At 72.1% G+C, this 23,393-nt stretch carries 20 protein-coding genes and 1 riboswitch; of the genes, 15 read left to right on the plus strand and 5 right to left on the minus strand.

From position 1 onward, the window contains the following. Positions 1 to 99: 99 nt before the first annotated feature. From OG251_RS08675 to OG251_RS08705, 7 genes are all read left to right on the plus strand, one after another. Entirely contained in the window at positions 100 to 1,359 is a 1,260-nt protein-coding gene (locus tag OG251_RS08675) for an inorganic phosphate transporter (RefSeq protein ID WP_326676608.1), read from the plus strand. A 12-nt stretch (positions 1,360 to 1,371) separates the two neighbouring features. After that, positions 1,372 to 1,614, plus strand: a complete 243-nt coding sequence (locus OG251_RS08680) for a hypothetical protein (RefSeq protein WP_326676609.1) — start codon at positions 1,372 to 1,374, stop codon at positions 1,612 to 1,614. A gap of 110 nt (positions 1,615 to 1,724) precedes the next feature. Then, positions 1,725 to 1,916, plus strand: a riboswitch (cobalamin riboswitch). A 104-nt stretch (positions 1,917 to 2,020) separates the two neighbouring features. Continuing rightward, positions 2,021 to 2,965, plus strand: coding sequence for a cobalamin biosynthesis protein (locus OG251_RS08685; RefSeq protein WP_326676610.1), 945 nt, complete (start codon positions 2,021 to 2,023; stop codon positions 2,963 to 2,965). Continuing rightward, positions 2,962 to 4,773, plus strand: coding sequence for a cobyric acid synthase (locus OG251_RS08690; protein WP_326676611.1), 1,812 nt, complete (start codon positions 2,962 to 2,964; stop codon positions 4,771 to 4,773). The genes OG251_RS08685 and OG251_RS08690 overlap by 4 nt, the downstream gene beginning before the upstream one ends. Then, positions 4,770 to 6,803, plus strand: coding sequence for a putative cobaltochelatase (locus OG251_RS08695; protein ID WP_326676612.1), 2,034 nt, complete (start codon positions 4,770 to 4,772; stop codon positions 6,801 to 6,803). Before OG251_RS08690 ends, OG251_RS08695 begins: the two co-directional genes overlap by 4 nt. Beyond that, positions 6,803 to 7,402: a cob(I)yrinic acid a,c-diamide adenosyltransferase gene (cobO, locus tag OG251_RS08700; protein WP_073720216.1), complete on the plus strand. Its 600-nt coding sequence runs from the start codon at positions 6,803 to 6,805 to the stop codon at positions 7,400 to 7,402. Before OG251_RS08695 ends, cobO begins: the two co-directional genes overlap by 1 nt. Then, complete coding sequence (locus OG251_RS08705; protein WP_326676613.1) at positions 7,396 to 8,781, plus strand: cobyrinate a,c-diamide synthase; 1,386 nt, start codon at positions 7,396 to 7,398, stop codon at positions 8,779 to 8,781. Before cobO ends, OG251_RS08705 begins: the two co-directional genes overlap by 7 nt. On the opposite strand, the gene OG251_RS08710 is transcribed toward OG251_RS08705, so the two are convergent. Then, positions 8,778 to 9,500: a ZIP family metal transporter gene (locus OG251_RS08710; RefSeq protein ID WP_073720218.1), complete on the minus strand. Its 723-nt coding sequence runs from the start codon at positions 9,498 to 9,500 to the stop codon at positions 8,778 to 8,780. The two genes, OG251_RS08705 and OG251_RS08710, sit on opposite strands and share 4 nt — an antisense overlap. A 160-nt stretch (positions 9,501 to 9,660) precedes the next feature. Between OG251_RS08710 and cobC the strand changes: the two genes are divergently transcribed. Next, complete coding sequence (gene cobC / locus OG251_RS08715; protein WP_326676614.1) at positions 9,661 to 11,250, plus strand: Rv2231c family pyridoxal phosphate-dependent protein CobC; 1,590 nt, start codon at positions 9,661 to 9,663, stop codon at positions 11,248 to 11,250. Between the two features lie 197 nt (positions 11,251 to 11,447). On the opposite strand, the gene eno is transcribed toward cobC, so the two are convergent. Further along, positions 11,448 to 12,755, minus strand: coding sequence for a phosphopyruvate hydratase (eno, locus tag OG251_RS08720; protein WP_326676615.1), 1,308 nt, complete (start codon positions 12,753 to 12,755; stop codon positions 11,448 to 11,450). Between the two features lie 163 nt (positions 12,756 to 12,918). On the opposite strand from eno, the gene OG251_RS08725 reads away from it, so the two are divergent. Then, positions 12,919 to 13,341: a MarR family winged helix-turn-helix transcriptional regulator gene (locus OG251_RS08725; RefSeq protein WP_326676616.1), complete on the plus strand. Its 423-nt coding sequence runs from the start codon at positions 12,919 to 12,921 to the stop codon at positions 13,339 to 13,341. A 250-nt stretch (positions 13,342 to 13,591) separates the two neighbouring features. Here the strand turns inward: OG251_RS08725 and OG251_RS08730 are convergent, their stop codons facing one another. Further along, on the minus strand, positions 13,592 to 14,590 hold the full coding sequence (locus tag OG251_RS08730) for an SCO1860 family LAETG-anchored protein (protein ID WP_326676617.1): 999 nt from the start codon (positions 14,588 to 14,590) through the stop codon (positions 13,592 to 13,594). A 335-nt stretch (positions 14,591 to 14,925) separates the two neighbouring features. Further along, entirely contained in the window at positions 14,926 to 16,023 is a 1,098-nt protein-coding gene (locus OG251_RS08735; protein ID WP_326676618.1) for an amidohydrolase family protein, read from the minus strand. An 86-nt stretch (positions 16,024 to 16,109) separates the two neighbouring features. Between OG251_RS08735 and OG251_RS08740 the strand changes: the two genes are divergently transcribed. The 6 genes from OG251_RS08740 to OG251_RS08765 all read left to right on the plus strand — a co-directional run bounded on the left by OG251_RS08740 (position 16,110) and on the right by OG251_RS08765 (position 22,132). After that, positions 16,110 to 17,216 carry a pyridoxal-phosphate-dependent aminotransferase family protein gene (locus OG251_RS08740; protein ID WP_326681192.1) on the plus strand — a complete coding sequence of 369 codons (1,107 nt, stop codon included), beginning with the start codon at positions 16,110 to 16,112 and terminating at the stop codon, positions 17,214 to 17,216. 352 nt (positions 17,217 to 17,568) lie between these two features. Next, on the plus strand, positions 17,569 to 18,099 hold the full coding sequence (ectA, locus tag OG251_RS08745; protein WP_326676619.1) for a diaminobutyrate acetyltransferase: 531 nt from the start codon (positions 17,569 to 17,571) through the stop codon (positions 18,097 to 18,099). A 256-nt stretch (positions 18,100 to 18,355) separates the two neighbouring features. Next, the gene (gene ectB / locus OG251_RS08750) at positions 18,356 to 19,618 is read left to right on the plus strand and encodes a diaminobutyrate--2-oxoglutarate transaminase (RefSeq protein ID WP_326676620.1); all 1,263 of its coding nucleotides are present in this window, start codon (positions 18,356 to 18,358) and stop codon (positions 19,616 to 19,618) included. Positions 19,619 to 19,700: 82 nt separating this feature from the next. Further along, positions 19,701 to 20,099, plus strand: a complete 399-nt coding sequence (locus OG251_RS08755) for an ectoine synthase (protein WP_037691652.1) — start codon at positions 19,701 to 19,703, stop codon at positions 20,097 to 20,099. Positions 20,100 to 20,102: 3 nt separating this feature from the next. Continuing rightward, complete coding sequence (gene thpD / locus OG251_RS08760) at positions 20,103 to 20,996, plus strand: ectoine hydroxylase (RefSeq protein WP_326676621.1); 894 nt, start codon at positions 20,103 to 20,105, stop codon at positions 20,994 to 20,996. Positions 20,997 to 21,100: 104 nt separating this feature from the next. Further along, positions 21,101 to 22,132 carry a VOC family protein gene (locus OG251_RS08765; protein WP_326676622.1) on the plus strand — a complete coding sequence of 344 codons (1,032 nt, stop codon included), beginning with the start codon at positions 21,101 to 21,103 and terminating at the stop codon, positions 22,130 to 22,132. A gap of 58 nt (positions 22,133 to 22,190) precedes the next feature. Here the strand turns inward: OG251_RS08765 and OG251_RS08770 are convergent, their stop codons facing one another. Next, positions 22,191 to 23,261 (minus strand): alkene reductase, encoded by a 1,071-nt coding sequence (locus OG251_RS08770; protein ID WP_326676623.1) that lies wholly within the window; start codon positions 23,259 to 23,261, stop codon positions 22,191 to 22,193. Positions 23,262 to 23,393 lie beyond the last annotated feature (132 nt).

Consider the following 23,393-nt stretch of genomic DNA (forward strand, 5'->3'; position numbering starts at 1 on the left):
CCGTTTGGGGTCACCACAGCGCCCCGCCTAGTTCATCTTCCGTTCACTCAGGTTGCCTACGGTCCACGAGCCACTGACGTCGAACGATTGCCTGGGTAAATGGAACACATCACGCTGCTGCTCGCGATTGTGATCGTGACAGCTCTCGTGTTCGATTTCACGAACGGTTTCCACGACACCGCCAACGCGATGGCCACCACCATCTCGACCGGCGCCCTGAAGCCCAAGACAGCGGTGGCCATGTCCGCCGTTCTCAACCTGATCGGCGCGTTCCTGTCGGTGGAGGTCGCCAAGACGATCTCCGGCGGGATCGTCAACGAGGACGGCCTCAGAACCGAGGTCATCTTCGCGGCGCTCGTCGGCGCCATCCTGTGGAATCTGCTGACCTGGCTGGTCGGCCTGCCCTCCAGTTCCTCCCACGCCCTGTTCGGCGGCCTCATCGGCGCCGCCGTCATGTCGGCGGGCTGGTCCTCGATCAACGGCGGCACCGTCGTCACCAAGGTGCTGCTGCCCGCGATCGCCGCCCCGCTCGTCGCCGGTCTCGCCGCCCTGCTGGCCACCAGGCTGACGTACCGTCTCAGCCGCAAGGTCACCGACGAGACGCAGCTGAAGTCGACCGCCAAGGGCTACCGGGCCGGCCAGATCGCCTCGGCCGGTCTCGTCTCGCTCGCCCACGGCACCAACGACGCGCAGAAGACGATGGGCATCATCACCCTGGCCCTGGTCACCGGTGGCGTCCTGTCCCCCGGTTCCAACCCGCCGGTCTGGGTCATCGTCTCCGCGGGTGTCGCCATCGCCCTGGGTACCTACCTCGGCGGCTGGCGCATCATCCGCACCATGGGCAGCGGCCTGACCGACCTCAAGCCGCCGCAGGGCTTCGCCGCCCAGACCAGTGCGGCCACGGTCATCCTGGCCTCCTCGCACCTCGGTTTCTCGCTCTCCACCACCCAGTCCTGCTCCGGCGCCGTGATGGGCGCGGGCCTCGGCCGTCAGGGGGGCGTGGTCCGCTGGTCCACCGCCACCCGGATGTTCGTCGCCTGGGGCCTGACCCTGCCGGCCGCGGGCCTGGTCGGCGCGGGCGCGGAGTTCCTGACCAAGCAGGGCGGCTGGGGCGTCGCGGTCGTCGCCGTCCTGCTCGTCGCGGGCTCCGGTGCCATCTGGCTGCTGTCGCGCCGCAAGCCGGTCGACCACACCAACGTCACCGGCGGCGGTGCGCAGGACGAGCCCGCGGGAGTCGTCACCACGGCCATGGCCGCCGTCAGCCCGCCGCCCATCGGCACCACGGCCACGGACCTCAAGACCACCATCTCGGCTCCGGCCGGAACGCCCGCCGACCCGGCGCGGCCGGCCACGGTGTAAGGACAGATCCCCATGAACATCGACTGGGCAGCTCTCGCCTCCGTCTTCGGTGTCAGCCTCGTGGTCACCGTGGCGCTGGTCGGCCTCTTCACGCTCGGCATCGTCGGCCTCTCCAAGCAGGCGTCGGCGCAGACCTCGACGGCTCGGGCCGGCGGCTCCGGCGGCGCGTTCACGCCGCTCCGCGCCGGTGCGTACCTCTGCTTCGCGCTGTGCGTGGCGGCGGTCGCGTACGGGATCTACCTGATCGTCGCCTGACCCGCACCACCGCTCCTCCGTCGGGCCGGACACACCCTGTGTGTCCGGCCCGATGTGCGTCTGGGCACACTGCGGCCCCGCAGGTCAACGGCAAGTTGACGGGCGTTCTCACAGCGTGGTGGACTGCCGGAGCCGTTTACGGCGACAGCAGAGGAAGCCGGTGCGAATCCGGCGCGGTCCCGCCACTGTCACCGGGGAGCAGTCCCCCACATCGGAAGTCACGGTCCGCCGACGCGGTCTGGAAGGCCGGGGGAACTGCGGATCCGGAAGCCAGGAGACTCTCGTCGCCGGTCACGTCGAACCAGGGCGCGGACCCTGAGTGAGGACATACGCCATGCCTGGCCGCCGTGCGCCGGAACCTGTGTCGCCCCCTGCGAGAACCTCCCGCTCCGCGGTCGGCTGAGCCGTGCGTGCCGACCGCATCTTCGCGTACGGCGCCACGGCCGGACTGATCGCCGACCGCCTGCTCGGTGACCCCCGCCGGGGGCATCCCGTCGCCGGGTTCGGCCGGGCCGCGGCGGCGGCCGAGCGTCTGCTGTGGCGCGACCACCGCGGGCGGGGTGCCCTGCACACCGTCGTCTGCGCCGGAGGCGCCGCGGGAGCCGCCGTGCTGGCCTCGCGTGCCGTACGGGGCCGCCCCGCCGCGGCCGTCGCGCTGACCGCCGCCACCACCTGGTCCGTGATCGGTGGTACGTCGCTGGGCCGTGAGGCGCGCGCCGTCGCGGGTGCGCTCGCCGCCGGGGACATCGACGTGGCCCGCGAACGGCTGCCCCATCTGTGCGGGCGCGACCCGCACTCCCTCGACGGACCGCAGATCGCCCGCGCCGTGGTCGAGTCCGTCGCCGAGAACACCTCGGACGCCGTCGTCGGCGCCCTCGTCTGGGGCGCCCTGGGCGGGGTCCCCGGACTCGTCGCCTTCCGGGCCGTCAACACCCTGGACGCCATGGTCGGCCACAAGTCGCCCCGCTACCGGCGCTACGGCTGGGCCTCGGCCCGCCTGGACGACCTGGCGGGATGGCCCGGAGCCCGGCTGACGGCCGCGCTGGCCGTGGTGGCCGGGGGACGTCCGGGCGAAGCCGTACGGGCGTGGCGTGCGGACGCGGGCAGCCATCCGAGCCCCAACGCGGGCCCGGTGGAGGCCGCGTTCGCGGGAGCGCTCGGCGTACGGCTCGGCGGGACCCTGGCGTACGCCGGGCGCGTCGAGCACCGGCCCGTGCTCAACGGGGCGGCCGGCCGGGCGGTGGAGAGCGCCGACATCGAACGCGCGGTGCGACTGTCGCGCCGGGTGAGTGCGCTGGCCCTCGGCGTGTGCGTGGCGGGCCGGCTGATCGCGGGACGGAGAGGGATATGAGCGGCGGACTGCTGGTCGCCGGGACCACATCGGACGCGGGCAAGAGCGTCGTCACGGCCGGGATCTGCCGGTGGCTGGTCCGCCGCGGGGTGAAGGTCGCGCCGTTCAAGGCGCAGAACATGTCGCTCAACTCGTTCGTGACCCGTGAGGGCGCGGAGATCGGCCGTGCCCAGGCGATGCAGGCCCAGGCCGCCCGGGTCGAGCCGTCCGCGCTGATGAACCCGGTGCTGCTCAAGCCCGGCAGCGACCGTTCCAGTCAGGTCGTCCTGATGGGGAAACCGGTCGGTGAGATGAGCGCCCGCGGCTACCACGGAGGCCGGCAGGAGGCGCTCCTCGGGACGGTCGTGGACTGTCTGGAGCAGCTCCGGAGCACCTATGACGCCGTGATCTGCGAGGGGGCGGGCAGTCCCGCCGAGATCAATCTGCGGCGCACCGACATCGTGAACATGGGCATCGCGCGGGCCGCGCGCTTCCCCGTGCTGGTGGTCGGCGACATCGACCGCGGGGGCGTCTTCGCCTCGTTCTTCGGCACGACGGCGCTGCTGAGCGCCGAGGACCAGTCGCTGGTCGCCGGCTACCTCGTCAACAAGTTCCGCGGCGATGTCTCGCTGCTGGAGCCGGGCCTGGACATGCTGTACGGGCTGACCGGGCGGCGTACGTACGGGGTGCTGCCCTTCGCGCACGGCCTGGGCATCGACGAGGAGGACGGTCTGCGCGTCTCGTTGCGCGGTGCCGTACGGGAGTCGGTCGTCGCACCGCCGCACGGCGAGGACGTGCTGCGGGTCGCCGTGTGTGCCGTACCGCTGATGTCGAACTTCACCGATGTGGACGCGCTGGCCGCCGAACCGGGTGTGGTGGTGCGGTTCGTGGACCGGGCCGAGGAACTGGCCGACGCGGACCTGGTGATCGTGCCCGGCACGCGCGGGACGGTGAAGGCGCTGGCCTGGCTGCGGGAGCGGGGACTCGCCGACGCGCTCGTACGGCGGGCGGCCGAGGGCCGGCCGGTGCTCGGCATCTGCGGCGGGTTCCAGGTGCTCGGTGAACGGATCGAGGACGAGGTGGAGTCGCGGGCCGGACAGGTCGACGGGCTGGGGCTGCTGCCGGTGCGGATCCGGTTCGAGCGGGCCAAGACGCTCGCCCGGCCGGTCGGTTCGGCGCTCGGGGAACCGGTGGAGGGGTACGAGATCCATCACGGGGTCGCCGATGTGCGGGGCGGCGAGCCGTTCCTGGACGGGTGCCGGGTGGGCGCGGTGTGGGGGACGCACTGGCACGGGTCGCTGGAGAGCGACGCGTTCCGGCGGCGGTTCCTGGAGGAGGTCGCGCGGGCGGCGGGGCGGCGGTTCGTGCCCGCGCCGGACACGAGTTTCGGGGCGCTGCGGGAGGAGCAGTTGGACCGGCTCGGGGATCTGGTGGAGGAGCACGCGGATACGGATGGGCTGTGGCGGTTGATCGAGGGTGGGGCGCCGGGGGGGGTGCCGTTCATCGCTCCGGGTGCGCCGTCGGTGGGGGCGGGGGGTGGTGCGGTGTCCTTGGGCGGTGGTGCGCCTGCGGCGGGCTTGTCTCCCCGCCCCGCCCCTTCCCGAAACCGGGGCTCCGCCCCGGACCCCGGTCCTCAATCGCCGGACGGGCTTGATAGTGCCCGGAACACGGTGGGACGGCCGGGCGGGCTCGAAGTTGCCCGCGACTCGGTACAGGAGCCGGACGGGCTTGATAGTGCCCCGGACGCGGTGCAGGAGCCGGGCCGGCTTGATAGTGCCCGGGACGCGGACGGGCTTGAAGTGTCGGATGTCAACAAGGAGGCCCTGTGAGTACGCCCTATCCCTTCACAGCGATCGTCGGGCAGGACGATCTTCGGCTCGGGCTGTTGCTGAACGCCGTCAGTCCGGCTGTCGGCGGGGTGCTCGTGCGGGGTGAGAAGGGAACCGCCAAGTCCACCGCCGTGCGGGCGCTCGCCGCGCTCATGCCGGAGGTCTCCGTGGTGCCGGGCTGCCGGTTCTCGTGCGACCCGGGGGTTCCCGATCCGGCGTGTCCCGATGGGCCCCACGGCGGCGTGACCGGCGTGTCGCGGGCCGCGCGGACCGTGGAGCTGCCCGTCGGGGCGTCCGAGGACCGGCTCGTGGGGGCGCTGGACATCGAGCGGGCGCTCTCCGAGGGCGTGAAGGCTTTCGAGCCGGGGCTGCTGGCCGACGCGCATCGCGGGATTCTGTACGTGGACGAGGTCAACCTGCTCCACGACCATCTGGTGGACCTGCTGCTGGACGCGGCGGCCATGGGTGCTTCGTACGTCGAGCGCGAGGGCGTCTCCGTACGGCACGCGGCGCGTTTCCTGCTGGTCGGGACCATGAACCCCGAAGAGGGCGAACTGCGGCCGCAGTTGCTGGACCGGTTCGGGCTCACGGTCGAGGTGGCCGCGTCCCGTGACACCGACCAGCGGGTCGACGTCGTGCGGCGCAGGCTCGCCCACGACGACGATCCGGTCGCCTTCGCCGCCCGCTGGGCCGACGAGGAGTCCGCGCTCAGGGAGCGGATCGTCGCCGCGCGCGCCCTGCTCCCCCGTGTCGTGCTGGGTGACGGTGTGCTGCGGCAGATCGCGGCGACCTGTGCGGCGTTCGAGGTCGACGGCATGCGCGCCGACATCGTGATGGCCCGTACCGCGACCGCCCTGGCCGCCTGGGCCGGGCGCGAGGAGGTGCTCGCCGAGGATGTGCGGCAGGCCGCGCTCCTGGCGCTCCCGCACCGGCGCCGGCGCAATCCGTTCGACGCGCCCGGTCTGGACGAGGACAAGCTGGACGACACCCTCCGGGAAGCCGCCGAGGACCGGAACGACGGCGAGGGTGAGGGCGACAACGACCCGGACCCCGACGGGCCGCACCCGGACGGCCCCGGTGACGGGGGCGACAACGGTGGTGGCGGTGGCGTGCCGCCGCAGGCCGACGGGAGCGACACGCCGGGGCCGGCGCACGAGGGCAGCACCGACGCGCCCGGACGTTCCGCCGGTGCGGAGCAGCAGCCCGTGGCCTCGGCCGAGCCGTTCCGGACGAAGATGCTGAGCGTGCCGGGGCTCGGCGAGGGCGCTGCGGGACGGCGGTCCCGGGCCCGTACCGAGCACGGCCGTACGACCGGGTCGCGGCGCCCGCAGGGTGCCCTGACGAAGCTGCACCTGGCGGCGACCGTGCAGGCGGCGGCGCCGCACCAGCACGCACGCGGACGGTCCGGGCGCGGCCTCGTCGTGCGCCGCGACGATCTGCGGCAGGCGACGCGCGAGGGGCGCGAGGGCAATCTGGTGCTCTTCGTCGTGGACGCCTCCGGTTCGATGGCGGCCCGGCAGCGGATGAGCGCGGTGAAGGGTGCGGTGCTCTCGCTGCTGCTGGACGCGTACCAGCGGCGGGACAAGGTCGGCCTGGTCACCTTCCGGGGCAAGGACGCCGAGGTGGCGCTGCCGCCGACCTCGTCGGTGGACGCGGCGGCGGCGCGGCTGGAGTCGCTGCCGACCGGGGGCCGTACGCCGCTGGCCGCCGGGCTGCTGAAGGCCCATGACGTCCTGCGGGTGGAGCGGCTGCGCGATCCCTCGCGGCGGCCGCTGCTCGTCGTGGTGACGGACGGCCGGGCGACCGGCGGCCCCGAGCCGGTGGCGCTCGCCGGGAGGGCCGGGCGGCTGCACCGCTCCGAGGGCACCGCGTCCGTCGTCATGGACTGCGAGTCGGGGATCGTACGCCTCGGGCTCGCCGCACAGCTCGCCCGGGATCTGGGGGGTACCGCCGTCACGCTCGACGAGCTGCGGGCCGACTCGATCGCCGGGCTCGTCAAGGACGTCACCACAGCCGGAAGGGCCGCGTAATGCCACAGGGACAGCCGACATCGGTACCGGACGACGGGCTCACCACCCGTCAGCGGCGCAACCGTCCGCTGCTGTTCGTCCACACGGGCATCGGCAAGGGGAAGTCGACGGCTGCCTTCGGACTCGCGCTGCGGGCCTGGAACCAGGGCTGGCCGATCGGGGTGTTCCAGTTCGTGAAGTCGGCGAAGTGGAAGGTCGGCGAGGAGAACGCGCTGAAGGTCCTCGGGGCCAGCGGCGAGGGCGGCACCGTCGCCTGGCACAAGATGGGCGAGGGCTGGTCGTGGGTACAGCGCGACAACCAGCTGGACAACGAGGAGAAGGCCCGTGAGGGCTGGGAGCAGGTCAAGCGCGACCTGGCGGCCGAGACGTACAAGCTGTACGTCCTGGACGAGTTCGCCTACCCCATGCACTGGGGCTGGATCGACACCGACGAGGTCGTCGAGGTGATGCGGAACCGTCCCGGCACCCAGCATGTGGTGATCACCGGGCGCAACGCTCCGGACAAGCTGATCGAGGCCGCCGATCTGGTGACCGACATGTCGAAGGTCAAGCACCCGATGGACGCCGGTCAGAAGGGCCAGAGGGGCATCGAGTGGTGACTGTTCCCCGTCTGGTCATCGCCGCTCCGGCGTCCGGCAGCGGCAAGACCACCCTCGCCACGGGGCTGATGGCCGCGTTCGCCGCGCGTGGGCTCGCGGTCTCCCCGCACAAGGTGGGCCCGGACTACATCGATCCGGGCTACCACGCGCTGGCGACCGGCAGGCCCGGCCGCAACCTCGACGCGTACATGTGCGGGACCGGTCTGATCGCCCCCCTGTTCGCGCACGGGGCGGGCGGCTGCGACCTCGCCGTGGTCGAGGGCGTCATGGGGCTGTACGACGGTGCCTCGGGACAGGGCGAGCTGGCCTCCACCGCCCAGGTCGCCAAGCTCCTGCGGGCGCCCGTCGTCCTGGTCGTCGACGCCTCCTCGCAGTCCCGTTCCGTCGCGGCCCTGGTGCACGGGTTCGCGTCCTGGGATCCCCAGGTACGGATAGGCGGCGTGATCCTGAACAAGGTGGCCTCCGACCGCCACGAGGCGCTGCTGCGCGACGCGCTGGACGAGTCGGGGCTGCCGGTGCTCGGGGTGCTGCGGCGGGCCGCGCAACTGGCGACGCCCTCGCGCCACCTGGGCCTGGTGCCGGTGGCCGAGCGGCAGACGGATGCCGTCGACGCCGTACGGGCGATGGGGGAACGGGTGCGCGCGGGATGCGATCTCGACGCGCTGATGGCCCTGGCCAGGTCGGCTCCCCCGCTGCCGGACGAGGTGTGGGAGCCGGAGCGTCACCCGGCGGCCGGGACCGGAGCAGGGCCCGTGGTGGCCGTGGCGGGCGGGGCGGCGTTCACCTTCGCGTACGCGGAGCACTCCGAGCTGCTGGCGGCGGCGGGCGCGGAGGTCGCGGTCTTCGACCCGCTGCGCGACGAGAAGCTCCCGGTGGGTACGGCGGGCCTGGTGATCGGCGGCGGGTTCCCGGAGATGTACGCCCCCGAGCTGTCGGCCAACGAGCCGTTGCGCAGGGCGGTGACCGAACTGGCGCTGAGCGGTGCTCCGGTGGCGGCGGAGTGCGCGGGGCTGCTGTATCTGGCGCGCGAGCTGGACGGGCGGCCGATGTGCGGGGTGCTGGACGCCGAGGCCCGGATGTCGGAGCGGCTGACGCTCGGCTACCGGGAGGCGGTGGCGGTTTCCGACAGTTCGCTGGCGGTGGCCGGGACCCGGATGCGCGGCCATGAGTTCCACCGGACGGTACTGGAACCGGGTGCCGGGTCCACGCCCGCGTGGGGCATGCACCAGCCGGAGCGGCGCGTGGAGGGCTTCGTCCAGGGGGGCGTGCACGCGAGCTATCTGCATACGCACTGGGCGTCCTCGCCCGGGGTGGCGCGGCGCTTCGTCGAGCAGTGCGGCGGGGCCGGCCGGGTGTGGGGCCGGCCGGGCGCGGACTAGTCCGCGATGCCCACCACCAGCCAGATGAAGCCCACGCCCCCGACCGTGCACAGCAATGTGGAGCGGGCGGGATGGTCGTGGTGTGCCTCGGGCAGAATCTCTGCGGCGGCCAGGTAGAGCAGCGCGCCGCCGAAGAAGCCGAGATAGCAGCCGAGCAGTTCCTCCGGAAGGGTGAACAGCAGTGTCGTAGCCGCGCCGACGATCGGTGCCAGGGCGTCCGCGAACAGCATGAAGAGCGCCTTGCGGCGGGCGTTCCCGTAGAGACTGGTGATGGTGTACGTGTTGAAACCGTCGGCGAAGTCATGAGTGATCACGGCCAGTGCGACGGCGGCGCCCATGCCTCCGCCGATCTGGAACGCGGCGCCGAGCGCCACTCCGTCCATCAGGCTGTGGCCCACCATCGCGGCCGCCGCCGTCAGGCCCACCTGCGGCACGCGCTCCTCCCCCGCCCCGTGTGCCGCCTGGCGTACGGCGAGCAGCCGCTCCACCAGATGGGCCACCAGGAAGCCGCCCACGAACAGCAGCAGGGCGGCGGGCACACCGAAAACCGGCTCGCCCGCCGCCTCGACCGCCTCCGGCAGCAGATCGAGGCCGACCACGCCGAGCATCAGCCCGCCCGCGAAGCCGAGCACCAGGTGACGGCGGTCGGTGACGCGTTGAGCGACCCAGCCGCCGGCCAGGGTCATCAGGAACGCGCCGAGCGCGACGAACACCGCCATGGGCCCTTGCTAGCCGATCGACCCCCGTGCCCGCATCTCAGGTCACCCTGACCGACGCCCTGCCCGCGCGCCCCGTCACACCCGAACCGTGAACACCGGGGCCGTAGCACCTGCCCCCGCAGCACCCGGCCCCCGGCCGGCGTACGAAAGGACTCCGCCCATGACCGGAGCAGCCGCCGCCCCCCTCCCCGTGCCCGTCACCGGGACGCTCGTCGTCGGGGTCGGTGCCCGCCGCGGCGCCCCGCTCGACGAGGTGCTCGGTCTGATCGAGGAGACCCTGCGGGCCGCCGGACTGCGGATAGCCGATGTCGTGGAGCTGGCGACCGTCGTGGCCAAGGCCGCCGAGCCGGGGATCGTCGGGGCCGCGGCGCGGCTCGGGGTGCCGCTGCGGACCCATGCGGCCGAGGCGCTGGCCGGGGTCCTCGTACCGAACCCCTCGGGTGCGCCGGACGCGGCCGTGGGTACGCCTTCGGTCGCGGAGGCCGCCGCGCTGATCGAGGCGGACGAACTGGTGGTCACGAAGACGGCATCGACGCGCCGGACGGGCCGGAAGGGGGCGGTGACCTGTGCGGTGGCCCGACGAATTCCGGCCACCCTCATGGCTCCTGACCGGAAAAGTTCCACCCCGACGGTGACGGACGGGGCGGACCCCTTCACCATGGCAGCCATGAATCCCCCCACGAAGCACGTCGAGAGCGCCGGGCCCGATCTCCGGCACCACGGTGACGCGGAGGTACGCGACCGGAATCTGACCGACCTCGCGGTCAACGTACGCACCCAGACGCCGCCGGAGTGGCTGCGGCAGCGGATAGCGGCATCGCTCGTCTCCCTGGCCTCGTACCCGGACGGCGCGCAGGCCCGGGAGGCGGTCGCCGGGCGGCACGGGCTGCCGGTGGACCGGGTCCTGCTGACGGCGGGCGCGGCGGAGGCGTTCGTCCTGATCGCCCGCGCGCTGCCCGCCAGGCATCCGGTCGTCGTGCACCCGCAGTTCACCGAGCCGGAGGCGGCGCTGCGGGCGGCCGGGCACGAGGTGGGCCGGGTGCTGCTCCGCGCCGAGGACGGCTTCCGGCTGGATCCGGCGGCGGTGCCCGAGGAAGCGGATCTGGTGGTGGTCGGCAATCCGACCAACCCGACCTCCGTGCTCCATCCGGCCGCCCTCCTGGAGCAACTGGCGCGCCCCGGACGGACGCTGGTGGTCGACGAGGCGTTCATGGATGTGGTTCCCGGCGAGCGCGAGGCGCTGTGCGGGCGTACCGACATCCCCGGGCTCGTCGTCCTGCGCAGCCTCACCAAGACCTGGGGGCTCGCGGGCCTGCGGATCGGCTATGTGCTGGCCGACCCGGTCACCATCGCTCTGCTGGCCGAGGCGCAGCCGCTGTGGCCGGTGTCCTCCCCGGCGCTGGCGGCGGCCGAGGCGTGCATGGAGCCCCGGGCGCTGGTCGAGGCGGCCGAGGCGGCGGACCGGATCACGGTGGACCGTGCCCATCTGCTGGCGGGGCTCGCGGAGTTCGGTGAGGTGCGGGCGGTCGAGCCGGCCCAGGGGCCGTTCGTCCTGCTGCGGATGGAGCGGGCGGCCGAGGTACGGGAGCGGCTGCGGCTGCTGGGCTTCGCCGCGCGGCGCGGGGACACGTTCCCGGGTCTGGGGCCCGAGTGGCTGCGGCTGGCGGTACGCGACCGGGTGACGACCAACCGTTTCCTCCAGGCGCTCGATCAGGCTCTCCAGGCGCTGCCCGGGAGACCTTTGCGCTGAGGCGGCACGTGTCACCGGGGGTCCGCGCCGAGCGGGCCGCAGTGTTGACGCGCTGCTGTGTTGAGGCGCCCCCCCTGCGCCGAGGGGCGCCCGCGCCAAGGCACTCCTGCGGCGGGGGGCCCGCGCAGTGCCCGGCAGGCGAGCGCGGGCCCCCGATCACGGCCGGGGGCCCGCGGGGCCCCCAGGTCCGCCCGTGCTCACGCCCGGCGCAGGGCCGAGCGGCCCGCGAAGCGCGCCGAGTCGCCCAGCTCCTCCTCGATCCGGATCAGTTGGTTGTACTTCGCCGTGCGGTCGGAGCGGGAGAGCGAGCCGGTCTTGATCTGACCGCAGCCGGTCGCCACCGCCAGATCCGCGATGGTGGTGTCCTCCGTCTCGCCCGAGCGGTGCGACATGACGGCCGTCCAGCCCGCCCGGTGGGCCGTGTCCACCGCGGCCAGCGCCTCGGTCAGGGTCCCGATCTGATTGACCTTGACCAGGACCGAGTTGCCGACGCCGGTGCGGATGCCCTCACGCAGCAGCGTCACGTCGGTGCAGAACACGTCGTCGCCGGTGAGCTGGCAGCGGTCGCCGACGCGGGCGGTCAGCTCGCGCCAGCCGTCCAGGTCGTTCTCCGCCATCGGGTCCTCGATGGAGAGCACCGGATAGGCGTCGATGAGCCCGGCCAGGTAGTCGGCGTTCTCCGAGGGAGTACGGCGCACCCCCTCGCCCGCGTAGTCGTACACCCCGTCGCGGAAGAACTCCGACGACGCCGGGTCCATGATCAGGCCGATGTCCGCGCCGGGACGGTAGCCGGTGCGCTCGATGGCGGTCATCACGAAGTCGAGCGCCTCCTCGGCGGTACGCAGCGCGGGCGCGAAGCCGCCCTCGTCACCGACGCCCGTGGAGTGCCCGGCGGCCAGCAGGTCGCGGCGCAGGGTGTGGAAGACCTCACTGCCCATGCGGACGGCTTCGGCGAAGGTGTCCGCACCCACGGGCGCGATCATGAACTCCTGGAAATCCAGCGGATTGTCGGCGTGGGCGCCGCCGTTGACGATGTTCATCATCGGCAGCGGCAGGAGGTGGGCGGCGGCGCCGCCGAGGTAGCGGTAGAGGGGCTGCCGGTGGGCCGCCGCGGCGGCCTTGGCGGCGGCGAGGGAAACGCCGAGGATCGCGTTGGCGCCGAGCCGGGACTTCGTGGCGGTGCCGTCGAGGGCGACCAGCGCGGCATCGAGACCCGCCTGGTCCGCCGCGTCCCGGCCGCGTACGGACGCCGCGATCTCCCCGTCGACGTGGGCCACCGCGCGGTCGACGCCCTTGCCGTGCCAGCGCGTGGAGTCTCCGTCGCGCAGTTCGACGGCCTCCCGGGCACCGGTGGAGGCGCCGGAGGGGACAGCCGCGCGCCCCAGGGACCCGTCCGCCAGGACGACATCGACCTCGACCGTGGGGTTGCCCCGGCTGTCGATGATCCGGCGGGCGGTGACGGTCTCGATGGCTGCATCGATGGTGCCGACTGCCTTTGCGGACATGGGAGTTCCTTCCCGTTGTCATGTGCCGTGGCCCCGGCTGCGACAACGCTGGCGCTGAGCCCGACAACACCAAACCTTACAGCAATGCTGATCAGTTTTGCTGTACAGCTTTGCTGTGCAGGTCAGGTGCACAGCTTTGCTGACCAACGGGGTAAAGTGCCCTATGCCCACCTCGGAAGCCGCCGCCATCGCCGCCGAACTGCGCACCGCGATGGGCAAGCTCACCCGCCGCGTCAAACACGAGGACCGCATCCCGCTGGGCCAGGTCGCCGTGCTCGGTGCGCTCGACCGCGACGGCGCCATGACCACCAGCGACCTCGCCGCCGATCAGCGCGTACGCCCCCAGTCGATGGCACGGGCGGTGGGGCTGCTCATGGAGCAGAACCTGATCACGCGCCGGGCGCACCCCACGGACGGCCGCAAGTCGCTGGTCGAGCTGTCGGACGCGGGCCGGGCCGCGCTCGAAGCGGAGCGCGGCCGCAGGGCCGGCTGGCTCGCGCAGGCCATCGAGGCCGAACTCACGGATGAGGAGCGCGCGTTGCTGGCACGGAGCGCCGCCCTGCTGGAACGGCTCGCCACACGCTGACGGCCGCCTGCTGGAACGGCTCGCCGCACACCGAGGGCCGCCTGCTGGAACGGCCCACCACACACCGAGGGCCGCCCCGCGCCCGCCGGGGATCGGGACAGCCCTCGGGTCGCGTCCGCGGCGAGGCGGGTGTGCACCCCGAGGGGCGGCGCTCCTCCCGCGAACGCCGCCCCTCAAGCCCCCCAGGCCCCCCCGCCCCCGGATTCCTCGGACCCCCGGTCCTCCCCCTCCCCCTCCCCCTGGGGTCGGATCAGCCCTGGGTGCGCCTGCGGGCCATCACCGTCGCTCCGGCGCCGGCCGCCAGCAGCAGCGCCGCGCCGCCCGCGATGTACGGCGTGGCGGAGCTGCCACCGGTCTCGGCGAGGTTCTCCTCGGCCGGGCCCGCGTCGGAGCCGGTCTGGGTCTTCACATCCGGACCGTCACCCTTGCCGCCGCCCGTCGAGCCGCCACTGCCCGACGCACCGCCGTCGCTCGCGCCACCGCCGCTGGAACCACCGTTGCCCGAACCGCCGTCGGTACCGCCCGGCTCCTGCGTCCTCTTCGGCGTCTCGCAGGTCGCCTCGGCCAGCGTGACGTCACCCTGCACATCCGCGACGTTGAGCTTGAGCGGGTTCACGGAGACCCGGAGCTGGAGCGCCGCCGCCGCCGCGGTCCGCGAGGTGGTGCTGGTCTTCGACAGGTCCAGGGTCACCTCGCCGACGCCCGGCACCGCCACCCGGGTCGTGCCGCCCGCGGTGAGCGTGACCTTCGTGCCGAGGACCGACACATGGCCCAGCACGTTCGACTCCGCGACCGGCTTCCTGCCGACCTCGCAGACCGCCTTGGAGGTGACCTTCTCGACCTCGATGAGCGGGAGCAGCGGCAGTCCGGGCAGATGCACCCGGGCCTTCGCCAGATTGCTGTACCCCTGCGCCTTGTGCTTGTCGACGGTGGCTTCGGACGTGGCCACATCGGCGCGCAGCACACTGACCGGCTGCCCGCGGTCCACACCCTCGACCTTCACGCTGAGCGCGGTCTTCTCCGCGCTGGCGGGGGCCTGTACCTCGTTGAGCGTGGCCTTGAGCGGAACCTCGATCGTCTTGTTCAGGAGGGAGACGTTCAGTGCGGTACGGAGCACGACCGCGCTCGCCCTGCCCTCGCCGGTGGTCGTGGTCGTCGCGGTGGCGGCCTGCGCGGGGACGGCGGCAAGCAGGGCGACGGGAGCGGCGGCGACCGCCAGGGCGGCGAGACGGAAGGTGTTGCTGTTCAAGATGGTGGAACCCCCACAAGAGACTTGGAGCCACCGGCGCCGTCCAATGGGGGACATCGCGTGCGCCGGTGGCCTCGACTCCGTGAATCTTTACGTACGGAGGGTGAACTGGCGGATACCTGCGGTGAGTTCACCCCAAAGAGGGGTTTTAGCGTGCGTATTCGAATCTTTCGTCAGATGCGTGGCACATGCGTTCCTGGGCATCACCCGTTTCACCGAGCGTGAGCGGTAGGGGTGTTGACCGTGCCGGGGTACCGCAGAAGTGACTCAACGAGCCGGAGGCTCCTGCGGACACTGCCTGTCAACACAGCACCCGGCCGACCGCACCCGGCCGCTCACCCGATCACGCGCCCGTTCAGCACGACGTGGCGGGGCGCGGCCAGCACCCGTACGTCCGCGCGCGGATCCTCGTCGTACACGACCAGATCCGCCGGGGCGCCCTCCTCCAGAACCGGCCGCCCCAGCCAGCGCCGGGCGCCCCAGGCCGTCGCGGCGAGGGCCTCGCGGGGCGGAATGCCGGCCTTCACCAGTTCGGCGACCTCGGCCGCCACCAGACCGTGGGCCAGCGAGCCGCCCGCGTCGGTTCCGACGTAGACCGGGATCCCGGCGTCGTACGCGGCACGCACGGTGTCGTAGCGGCGCTCGTACAGTCGGCGCATATGGGCGGACCAGCGAGGGAACTTGGCCTCGCCGCCCGCCGCGAGATCGGGGAAGGTGGCGATGTTGACCAGCGTCGGAACGATCGCCACACCGCGTTCGGCGAAGAGCGGAATCGTCTCCTCGGTCAGGCCGGTCGCATGCTCGATGCAGTCGATCCCGGCCTCCACCAGATCGCGCAGCGCCTCCTCGGCGAAGCAGTGCGCGGTGACGCGGGCGCCCAGCCGGTGCGCCTCGGCGATGGCCGCCTCGACCTCGCCGCGCGGCCAGCAGGCGGTCAGATCACCGTCGTCCCGGTCGATCCAGTCACCCACCAGCTTCACCCAGCCGTCCCCGCGCCGGGCCTCCCCGGCGACGTAGGCGACCAGGTCGCCCGGCTCGATCTCATGGGCGTAGTTACGGATGTACCGGCGGGTCCTGGCGATGTGCCGGCCGGCCCTGATGATCTTCGGCAGGTCCTCACGGTCGTCGATCCAGCGGGTGTCGGACGGCGATCCGGCGTCCCGGATCAGCAGTGTGCCGGCCTCCCGGTCCGTGAGCGCCTGCTTCTCACTCGTCGCCGCGTCGACGGGGCCGTGCCGGTCGAGGCCCACATGGCAGTGCGCGTCGACCAGACCGGGCAGCGCCCACCCGTCGACCGTCACCGCGTCGTCCGCGCCCGGTGGCCGCTCGTACGTGATCCGCCCGCCCACGGCCCACAGCTCGTCCCGGATCTCGTCCGGACCGACGAGCACCCGCCCCTTCACCCGCAGCACCCGCTGCTCCTGATCACTCATACGCGGCACTGTACGAGGCCCTCGGTACCCTCGACGGAGCACTGTTCGTGCGCAGAACCACTGACCGAACCGAAGAGAGCACCACCGTGACGCACCCCTTCCTCGACCTCGCCCCGCTCACCGCCGCGCATTTCGCGGCCATCGAGCGGCGGGTGGCCGGTCTTCTCGCCACGCAGCAGGACATCGTGATCATGCAGGGAGAGGCGCTGCTGCCCCTGGAGGGCTGCATCCGGGGCGGCGCCCGGCCCGGCTCGACCGCGCTGAACATCGTCACGGGCCCGTACGGGCAGACCTTCGGCAACTGGCTGCGGGACTGCGGCGCCCGGGTCGTCGACCTCTCGGTGCCGTTCCACGCGGCGGTCACCGCCGACCAGGTGGCGCAGGCGCTCGCCGCGCACCCGGAGATCGACTTCGTCTCGCTGGTGCACGCGGAAGCGGCCACCGGCAACACCAACCCGGTCGCGGAGATCGGTGAGGTGGTCCGGGCCCACGGCGCGCTGTTCATGCTGGACGCCGTCGCCTCGGTGGGCGCCGAACCGCTGCTGCCGGACGTGTGGGGCGTCGACCTGTGCGTGATCGGCGCACAGAAGGCGATGGGCGGTCCGGCCGGGGTGTCGGCGGTGTCGGTGAGCGCGCGGGCCTGGGAGCGGATCGCCGCCAACCCCGCGGCTCCGCGCCACTCCTACCTCTCCCTCCTGGACTGGAAGGAGCGCTGGATCGACGGTGGCCGCAAGGCACTGCCGCACGCCCCGGCGCAGTTGGAGATGCTGGCGCTGGAGGCGTGTGCGGAGCGGATCGAGGCCGAGGGCCTGGACGCGCTGATGGCCCGCCACGCCTCGGCCGCGGCGGCGACCCGGGCCGGTGCGGTGGCGCTCGGCGGCGGTCTGGAGCCGTACGTGCACGAGGCGCGGGACGCGGCTCCGGTCGCCACGACGCTGCGCGCCCCGTCGGGGGTCGACGCCGCCTCGCTGGTCGCGCAGGCACTGGCGGCGGACCCCTCGCTGCCGCTCATCGCGGGCGGCGGGGCGCTGTCCAAGGAGATGATCCGGGTCAATCACTACGGGGTGGACGCGACGCGGGGTGCGGTGCGCTCCTCGCTCGCTGCCCTGGGGGCGGCGCTGGCCGATACGGGCCGGCGGGTCGACTTCGAAGCTGCCCGCAAGGCCGTTTCGGAAACCTGGCCGAGCGAATAGATTCCACAACAACCCCGTCATACGCACATCACCCGGCGGGCCAGAATTATTAAATGCGGGGAGTCGCTTTATCGGAAGCAGCTCCCCGCATTCTTCTGCCCGCTTTCCGCCAGCCTAAACGCTAAGATTCCGTGAACGTGGATCCTCGTAATTCAGGCGCATCTCCCGAGAGTTACAACTCTGTGACCGACTCCACATCGCGACCGAAATGCCGGAAAAATTCAGGTCAAATGGTGAGAAAGCGCAGCCGAGTCGCGCGAGAGCACGCGCCCGCGTGATAGCACAACGACACCGTTGACCCAACCCCTTGCCTCGATGCAATTTCGAAATTTGCTGGGTAAATTCAATTCACATGACCGCCGCACCAGCAGATTTTGCCCGTGCCCGAAGTGAATTCCTCAGTATCGACACCCCGCGAGTGGAGGACGGAGCCGCGATCTGGCGCATTGCCCGCGACTCCGAGGTCCTGGACCTCAACTCCTCGTACAGCTACCTGCTGTGGTGCCGCGACTTCGCCGCGACCTCCGTGGTCGCCCGCGACGAGAACGGCGAGCCCATCGCCTTCGTGACGGGATACATCCGGCCGGACCGGCCCGAAACCCTCGTCGTCTGGCAGGTGGCCGTCGACCACGGCCACCGCGGGAAGGGCCTGGCCGCCACGCTGCTGGACGCGCTGACCACTCGGGTCGCCGCCGATCAGGGCCTGGCCCTGGTCGAGACGACCATCACCCCGGACAACACCGCGTCCGACCGGCTGTTCACCTCCTACGCGCAGCGCCACGACGTGTCCCTGGAACGCGAGGTGCTCTTCGACGGCGGACTGTTCCCCGAGGAGACGCACCTGCCGGAAGTGCTGTACCGCATAGGCCCGTTCCACGCCTGAGGCGCGCCGCACCCACCGGACGCCGCGCCCGACGCACGGCGCACCCGACGCACGCAGCGCCACCGCCCGCCGCCCCGATCCGCGCAGCCCGATCGGAGCTGCCCCACAGACCCGCCGACGCGGCCCGACCGCCACCGCGTCGACGCCACGATCGTCCGCGCCGGACCGACCCCCCGGCGCGTCCCGGACCACGCTTCCACGCCGGAAGCAGGCTTCACCGCCACCCGTCGCACCCTTCTCGACCAGGAGACCCGCTGTGACCATCACCCCGCCCGCCCTGAGTGTCTTCGAGACCCTGGAGTCCGAGGTACGGAGCTACTGCCGCGGCTGGCCCGCGGTGTTCGACCGCGCGCAGGGCGCCCGCCTGACCGACGAGGACGGCCACTCCTACCTCGACTTCTTCGCCGGTGCCGGATCGCTCAACTACGGCCACAACAACCCGGTGCTGAAACGTGCGCTGATCGACTACATCGAGCGCGACGGGATCACCCACGGCCTGGACATGGCGACCACCGCCAAGCGCGCGTTCCTGGAGACCTTCCAGAACGTGATCCTGCGGCCGCGCGACCTCCCGTACAAGGTGATGTTCCCCGGCCCGACCGGCACCAACGCCGTCGAGTCGGCGCTCAAGCTGGCCCGGAAGGTCAAGGGCCGCGAGTCCGTCGTCTCGTTCACCAACGCCTTCCACGGCATGTCCCTCGGCTCGCTCGCCGTGACCGGCAACGCCTTCAAGCGGGCCGGCGCGGGCATCCCGCTGGTGCACGGCACGCCGATGCCGTTCGACAACTACTTCGACGGCACGGTCCCCGACTTCCTCTGGTTCGAGCGGCTGCTGGAGGACCAGGGCTCCGGGCTCAACAAACCCGCCGCCGTGATCGTGGAGACCGTCCAGGGCGAGGGAGGCATCAATGTCGCCCGCGCCGAGTGGCTGCGCGCGCTCCAGGAGCTGTGCCACCGCCAGGACATGCTGCTGATCGTCGACGACATCCAGATGGGCTGCGGCCGTACCGGTGGCTTCTTCTCCTTCGAGGAGGCCGGCATCGTGCCGGACATCGTCACCCTGTCGAAGTCCATCAGCGGCTACGGCTTGCCCATGTCGCTCTGCCTGTTCAAGCCGGAGCTGGACATCTGGGAGCCGGGCGAGCACAACGGCACCTTCCGCGGCAACAACCCGGCGTTCGTCACCGCCGCCGCCGCGCTCGACGCCTACTGGGCCGACGGCCAGATGGAGAAGCAGACACAGGCCCGCGGCGAGCAGGTGGAGCAGTCGCTGCTGGCCATCTGCGCGGAGGAGGCCACCGCACAGTTCCGCGGCCGCGGGCTGGTCTGGGGCATGGAGTTCGCCGACCCGGCGCGCGCCTCGGCCGTCTGCGCCCGCGCCTTCGAGCTGGGGCTCCTGCTGGAGACCTCGGGCCCGCAGAGCGAGGTCGTCAAGCTGCTGCCGCCGCTGACCATCACCCCCGACGAGCTGGACGAGGGCCTGCGCACGCTGGCCCGCTGCGTCCGCGAGACGGCCTGACCCGACTACCCCCGGGGCAGGCGGTACGAAGAGTAACCCCCACCGCACAGAGAAGTTGTAGAGAGAAAGGCACCGACTCACCGTGATCGTCCGATCGTTCAGTGACATCGAGAACACCGACCGGCATGTGAAGGCCGCATCCGGCACCTGGGAGAGCAAGCGCATCGTGCTCGCCAAGGAGAAGGTGGGCTTCTCGCTCCATGAAACCGTGCTCTACGCGGGCACGGAGACCTCGATGTGGTACGCGAACCACATCGAGGCGGTGCTCTGCACCGAGGGCGAGGCCGAGCTCACCAACGACGAGACCGGCGAGAAGCACTGGATCTCGCCCGGCACGATGTATCTGCTGAACGGGCACGAGCACCACACGCTGCGGCCCAAGACCGACTTCCGCTGCGTGTGCGTCTTCAATCCTCCCGTCACCGGACGGGAGGACCACGACGAGAACGGCGTCTACCCACTGCTGACCGAGGAGGGCTGAACCATGACCACCGATGTACGCGCCGACCTGTACCCCTCGCGCGGCGCCGCCGAGATGACCACTCCCCGCCAGGACCCGGTCATCTGGTCCGCGCCCGGCGCACCGGGGCCGGTCGCCGTGAAGGACCTCCAGGGGTTCGAACGCGACGGCTTCCTCACCGTCGACCAGCTGATCACACCGGACGAGGTCGCCGTCTGCCACGCCGAACTGACCCGGCTGATCGCCGATCCGGCCGTACGCGCCGACGAGCGCTCGATCATCGAGCCGAAGTCGCAGGACGTGCGGTCCGTCTTCGAGGTCCACAAGCTCAGCGAGGTCTTCGCCCGGCTGGTGAGCGACGAGCGGGTGGTGGGCCGGGCCCGCCAGATCCTGGGCTCGGACGTGTACGTCCATCAGTCGCGGATCAACGTCAAGCCGGGCTTCGGGGCTTCGGGCTTCTACTGGCACTCGGACTTCGAGACCTGGCACGCCGAGGACGGTCTGCCGAACATGCGGGCCGTGTCCGTCTCGATCGCCCTGACCGAGAACTACGACACCAACGGCGGGCTGATGATCATGCCCGGCTCGCACAAGTCGTTCCTCGGCTGTGCGGGCGAGACGCCGAAGGACAACTACAAGAAGTCCTTGCAGATGCAGGACGCCGGCACCCCGTCCGACGAGGCGCTGACGAAGATGGCCGACCGGCACGGCATCAAGCTCTTCACGGGGCGGGCCGGTTCGGCGACCTGGTTCGACTGCAACTGCATGCACGGCTCGGGCGACAACATCACCCCGTATCCGCGCAGCAATGTCTTCATCGTGTTCAACAGCGTGGAGAACGCCGCCGAGGAGCCCTTCGCGGCTCCGGTCCGCCGCCCTGAGTTCATCGGGGCGCGGGACTTCACCCCGGTGAAGTAGCGCCGGGAGCACGCCCGGTGGGGGACGGGGCGGGACACCGCCCCGTCCCCCACCGCGCCATAACCGGCTGGACCGGGGCCCGGTCAACGGCGAAGGTATGGCCCATGACCTCACACGTACGTCACCTCACCATCGACTGCGCCGACGCGTACGAGCTGGCCGGATTCTGGTCCGAAGTGCTCGGCTCGCCCCTCTCCGACGACGACGCCCCCGGCGATCCCGAGGCGCTCGTCGAGGCCCCCGGTGTCGCGCTGCTGTTCATCACGGTGCCCGAGCCGAAGAGCACCAAGAACCGTCTGCACGTCGACATCCAGCCGCACGACCGCTCCCGTGACGAGGAGGTCGAGCGGCTGCTCGCGCTGGGCGCCACGATGGTCGGCGATCACCGCAAGCCGAACGGCCGGGGCTGGGCGACGCTCGCGGACCCGGAGGGCAACGAGTTCTGTGTGGAGTGCAGCGCCGCCGAGCGCGCGGCACTGACCGGAACCCGGCTGCCGGTCACCGCGGACGACGTGACCACGGCGGTCCGGCTGTCGGTGGACGCGCTGGGCGCGGCCCCGGCGGACGGCTGGCAGGTGCCCGCCGGGACCCTGGAGTGGGACTGCTGGGAGACGGTGGAGCATCTGAGCGACGATCTCTTCGCGTACGCCGTCCAGTTGGGCCCGCGCACACCGCCGCTCGACGGCGAGGTCCCCTACCGGTGGGCCGCCGAACGCGCGGGCGGCCCGGCGAACGCGGTCTTCGCGGACCGCGCGGCCGGTGCCGCCGGGCTGCTGCGGACGCTGGAGGCGAGCGGCGCCCTGCTGGCCGCGATGGTGCGGACGACTCCGCCCGAGGTCCGCTCGTACCACTCGCACGGTGTCTCCGACCCGGAGGGGTTCGCCGCGATGGGCATCGTGGAGACCCTGGTCCACACCCATGACATCGCCGAGGGTCTGGGCATCTCCTGGGCACCGCCCGCCGCCCTGTGCGACCGGGTGCTGGCCCGGCTCTTCCCCGAGGCTCCGGCGGACGAGGACCGGTGGACGGCCCTGCTGTGGGCCACGGGCCGCACCGGGCTGCCGGGCCGGCCGCGCCGCACCTCCTGGAAGTGGCACGGTGCGCCGCTGGGCTCGGACCCGGCAGCCGGCGCCTGACGGTGGGAGATCCGGCGACGGGCCGGGCCCGCCCCGGTTCGGCCTGCGCGCCCGGTCCTCAGACCGTGTCCAGCGCCGGGTAGTCGGTGTACCCCTTGGCCCCGCCGCCGTAGAGCGTGCCGGGGTCCGGGACGTTGAACGGGCCGCCCGCGCGCAGCCGGGCCGGCAGGTCCGGGTTGGCGAGGAAGAGCAGCCCGTAGGAGATGAGGTCCGCGATCCCGTCGTCGACCACCGTGTGGTGGTCGGGCCCGGTCGGACCCTCCGACAGGACGTTGATGATCAGCGTGCCGGTGTACCGCTTGCGCAGCGCGAGCGTGAGCTCACGGATCTCCACCGCTTCCAGGACGTGCAGATAGGCGAGTCCCAGCGGATCGATCGCCGCGGCCAGGGCGGTGTAGGCGGCTTCCGGGGCGGGCTCGTCGATGCCGTTGTACGGGTTTCCGGGTGAGATCCGCAGCCCGGTGCGCTCCGCGCCGATCTCCGCGGCGACCGCCTCCACGACGGCGACGGCGAAGCGGATGCGGGCCTCGTCCGAGCCGCCCCACTCGTCCTCGCGCAGATTGGTGTTGGGCGCCAGGAACTGGTGGATGAGATATCCGTTGGCACCGTGCACCTCCACCCCGTCGAAGCCCGCCTCGACGGCGTTGCGGGCGGCGGTGGCGAAGTCCGCGACGGTCGCGCGGACCTCGTCGCCGGTCAGTTCGCGCGGCTCCACGAACTCCTTCGGCCCCTCGTGGGTGAAGGCGTTGCCCTCCGCCCTGACCGGGGAGGCGCCCACCGGCACCAGCCCGTCCGGCAGCAGGACCGGGTGGCCGATCCGTCCGGTGTGCATGAGCTGGGCGAAGATCCGGCCGCCCCGGGCGTGCACGGCGTCGGTGACCCCGCGCCAGGACGCGATCTGCTCGGCGCTGTGCAGACCGGGGGTGTCGGAGTAGCCCTGGCCCACCACCGACGGCTGGATGCCCTCGGTGATGATCAGCCCGGCCGAGGCGCGCTGGGCGTAGTACTCGGCGGTGTCGGCGGTGGCCGTGCCACCCGCGCCGGCCCGGCTGCGGGTCATCGGTGCCATGACGATGCGGTTGGCGAGCTGCGTACCGGAGAGGTCGATCGGGTCGAACGCGGTGGTCATGAGAGCTCCCGGAGAATATATGTGGTCGGCCAAGTATTCGCGCCGTTCGCCACTGTAGCGCATTACTTGGCCGACCAAGGTAAAGTTTGGGGACGCTGCCGGGGCATCATCGGATCCGCCGTAGCCCCGCCC

The organism is Streptomyces sp. NBC_01237 (assembly GCF_035917275.1).
In the GTDB taxonomy this organism is placed as follows: Bacteria; Actinomycetota; Actinomycetes; order Streptomycetales; family Streptomycetaceae; genus Streptomyces.

Bases quoted from the DNA above. Each gene is read 5' to 3' on its own strand.
- OG251_RS08675 (WP_326676608.1), top strand. From the start codon at position 100: ATGGAACACATCACGCTGCTGCTCGCGATTGTGATCGTGACAGCTCTC.
- OG251_RS08680 (WP_326676609.1), top strand. From the start codon at position 1,372: ATGAACATCGACTGGGCAGCTCTCGCCTCCGTCTTCGGTGTCAGCCTC.
- OG251_RS08690 (WP_326676611.1), top strand. From the start codon at position 2,962: ATGAGCGGCGGACTGCTGGTCGCCGGGACCACATCGGACGCGGGCAAG.
- cobO (WP_073720216.1), top strand. From the start codon at position 6,803: ATGCCACAGGGACAGCCGACATCGGTACCGGACGACGGGCTCACCACC.
- OG251_RS08710 (WP_073720218.1), bottom strand. From the start codon at position 9,500: ATGGCGGTGTTCGTCGCGCTCGGCGCGTTCCTGATGACCCTGGCCGGC.
- cobC (WP_326676614.1), top strand. From the start codon at position 9,661: ATGACCGGAGCAGCCGCCGCCCCCCTCCCCGTGCCCGTCACCGGGACG.
- eno (WP_326676615.1), bottom strand. From the start codon at position 12,755: ATGTCCGCAAAGGCAGTCGGCACCATCGATGCAGCCATCGAGACCGTC.
- OG251_RS08725 (WP_326676616.1), top strand. From the start codon at position 12,919: ATGCCCACCTCGGAAGCCGCCGCCATCGCCGCCGAACTGCGCACCGCG.
- OG251_RS08735 (WP_326676618.1), bottom strand. From the start codon at position 16,023: ATGAGTGATCAGGAGCAGCGGGTGCTGCGGGTGAAGGGGCGGGTGCTC.
- ectA (WP_326676619.1), top strand. From the start codon at position 17,569: ATGACCGCCGCACCAGCAGATTTTGCCCGTGCCCGAAGTGAATTCCTC.
- thpD (WP_326676621.1), top strand. From the start codon at position 20,103: ATGACCACCGATGTACGCGCCGACCTGTACCCCTCGCGCGGCGCCGCC.
- OG251_RS08765 (WP_326676622.1), top strand. From the start codon at position 21,101: ATGACCTCACACGTACGTCACCTCACCATCGACTGCGCCGACGCGTAC.
- OG251_RS08770 (WP_326676623.1), bottom strand. From the start codon at position 23,261: ATGACCACCGCGTTCGACCCGATCGACCTCTCCGGTACGCAGCTCGCC.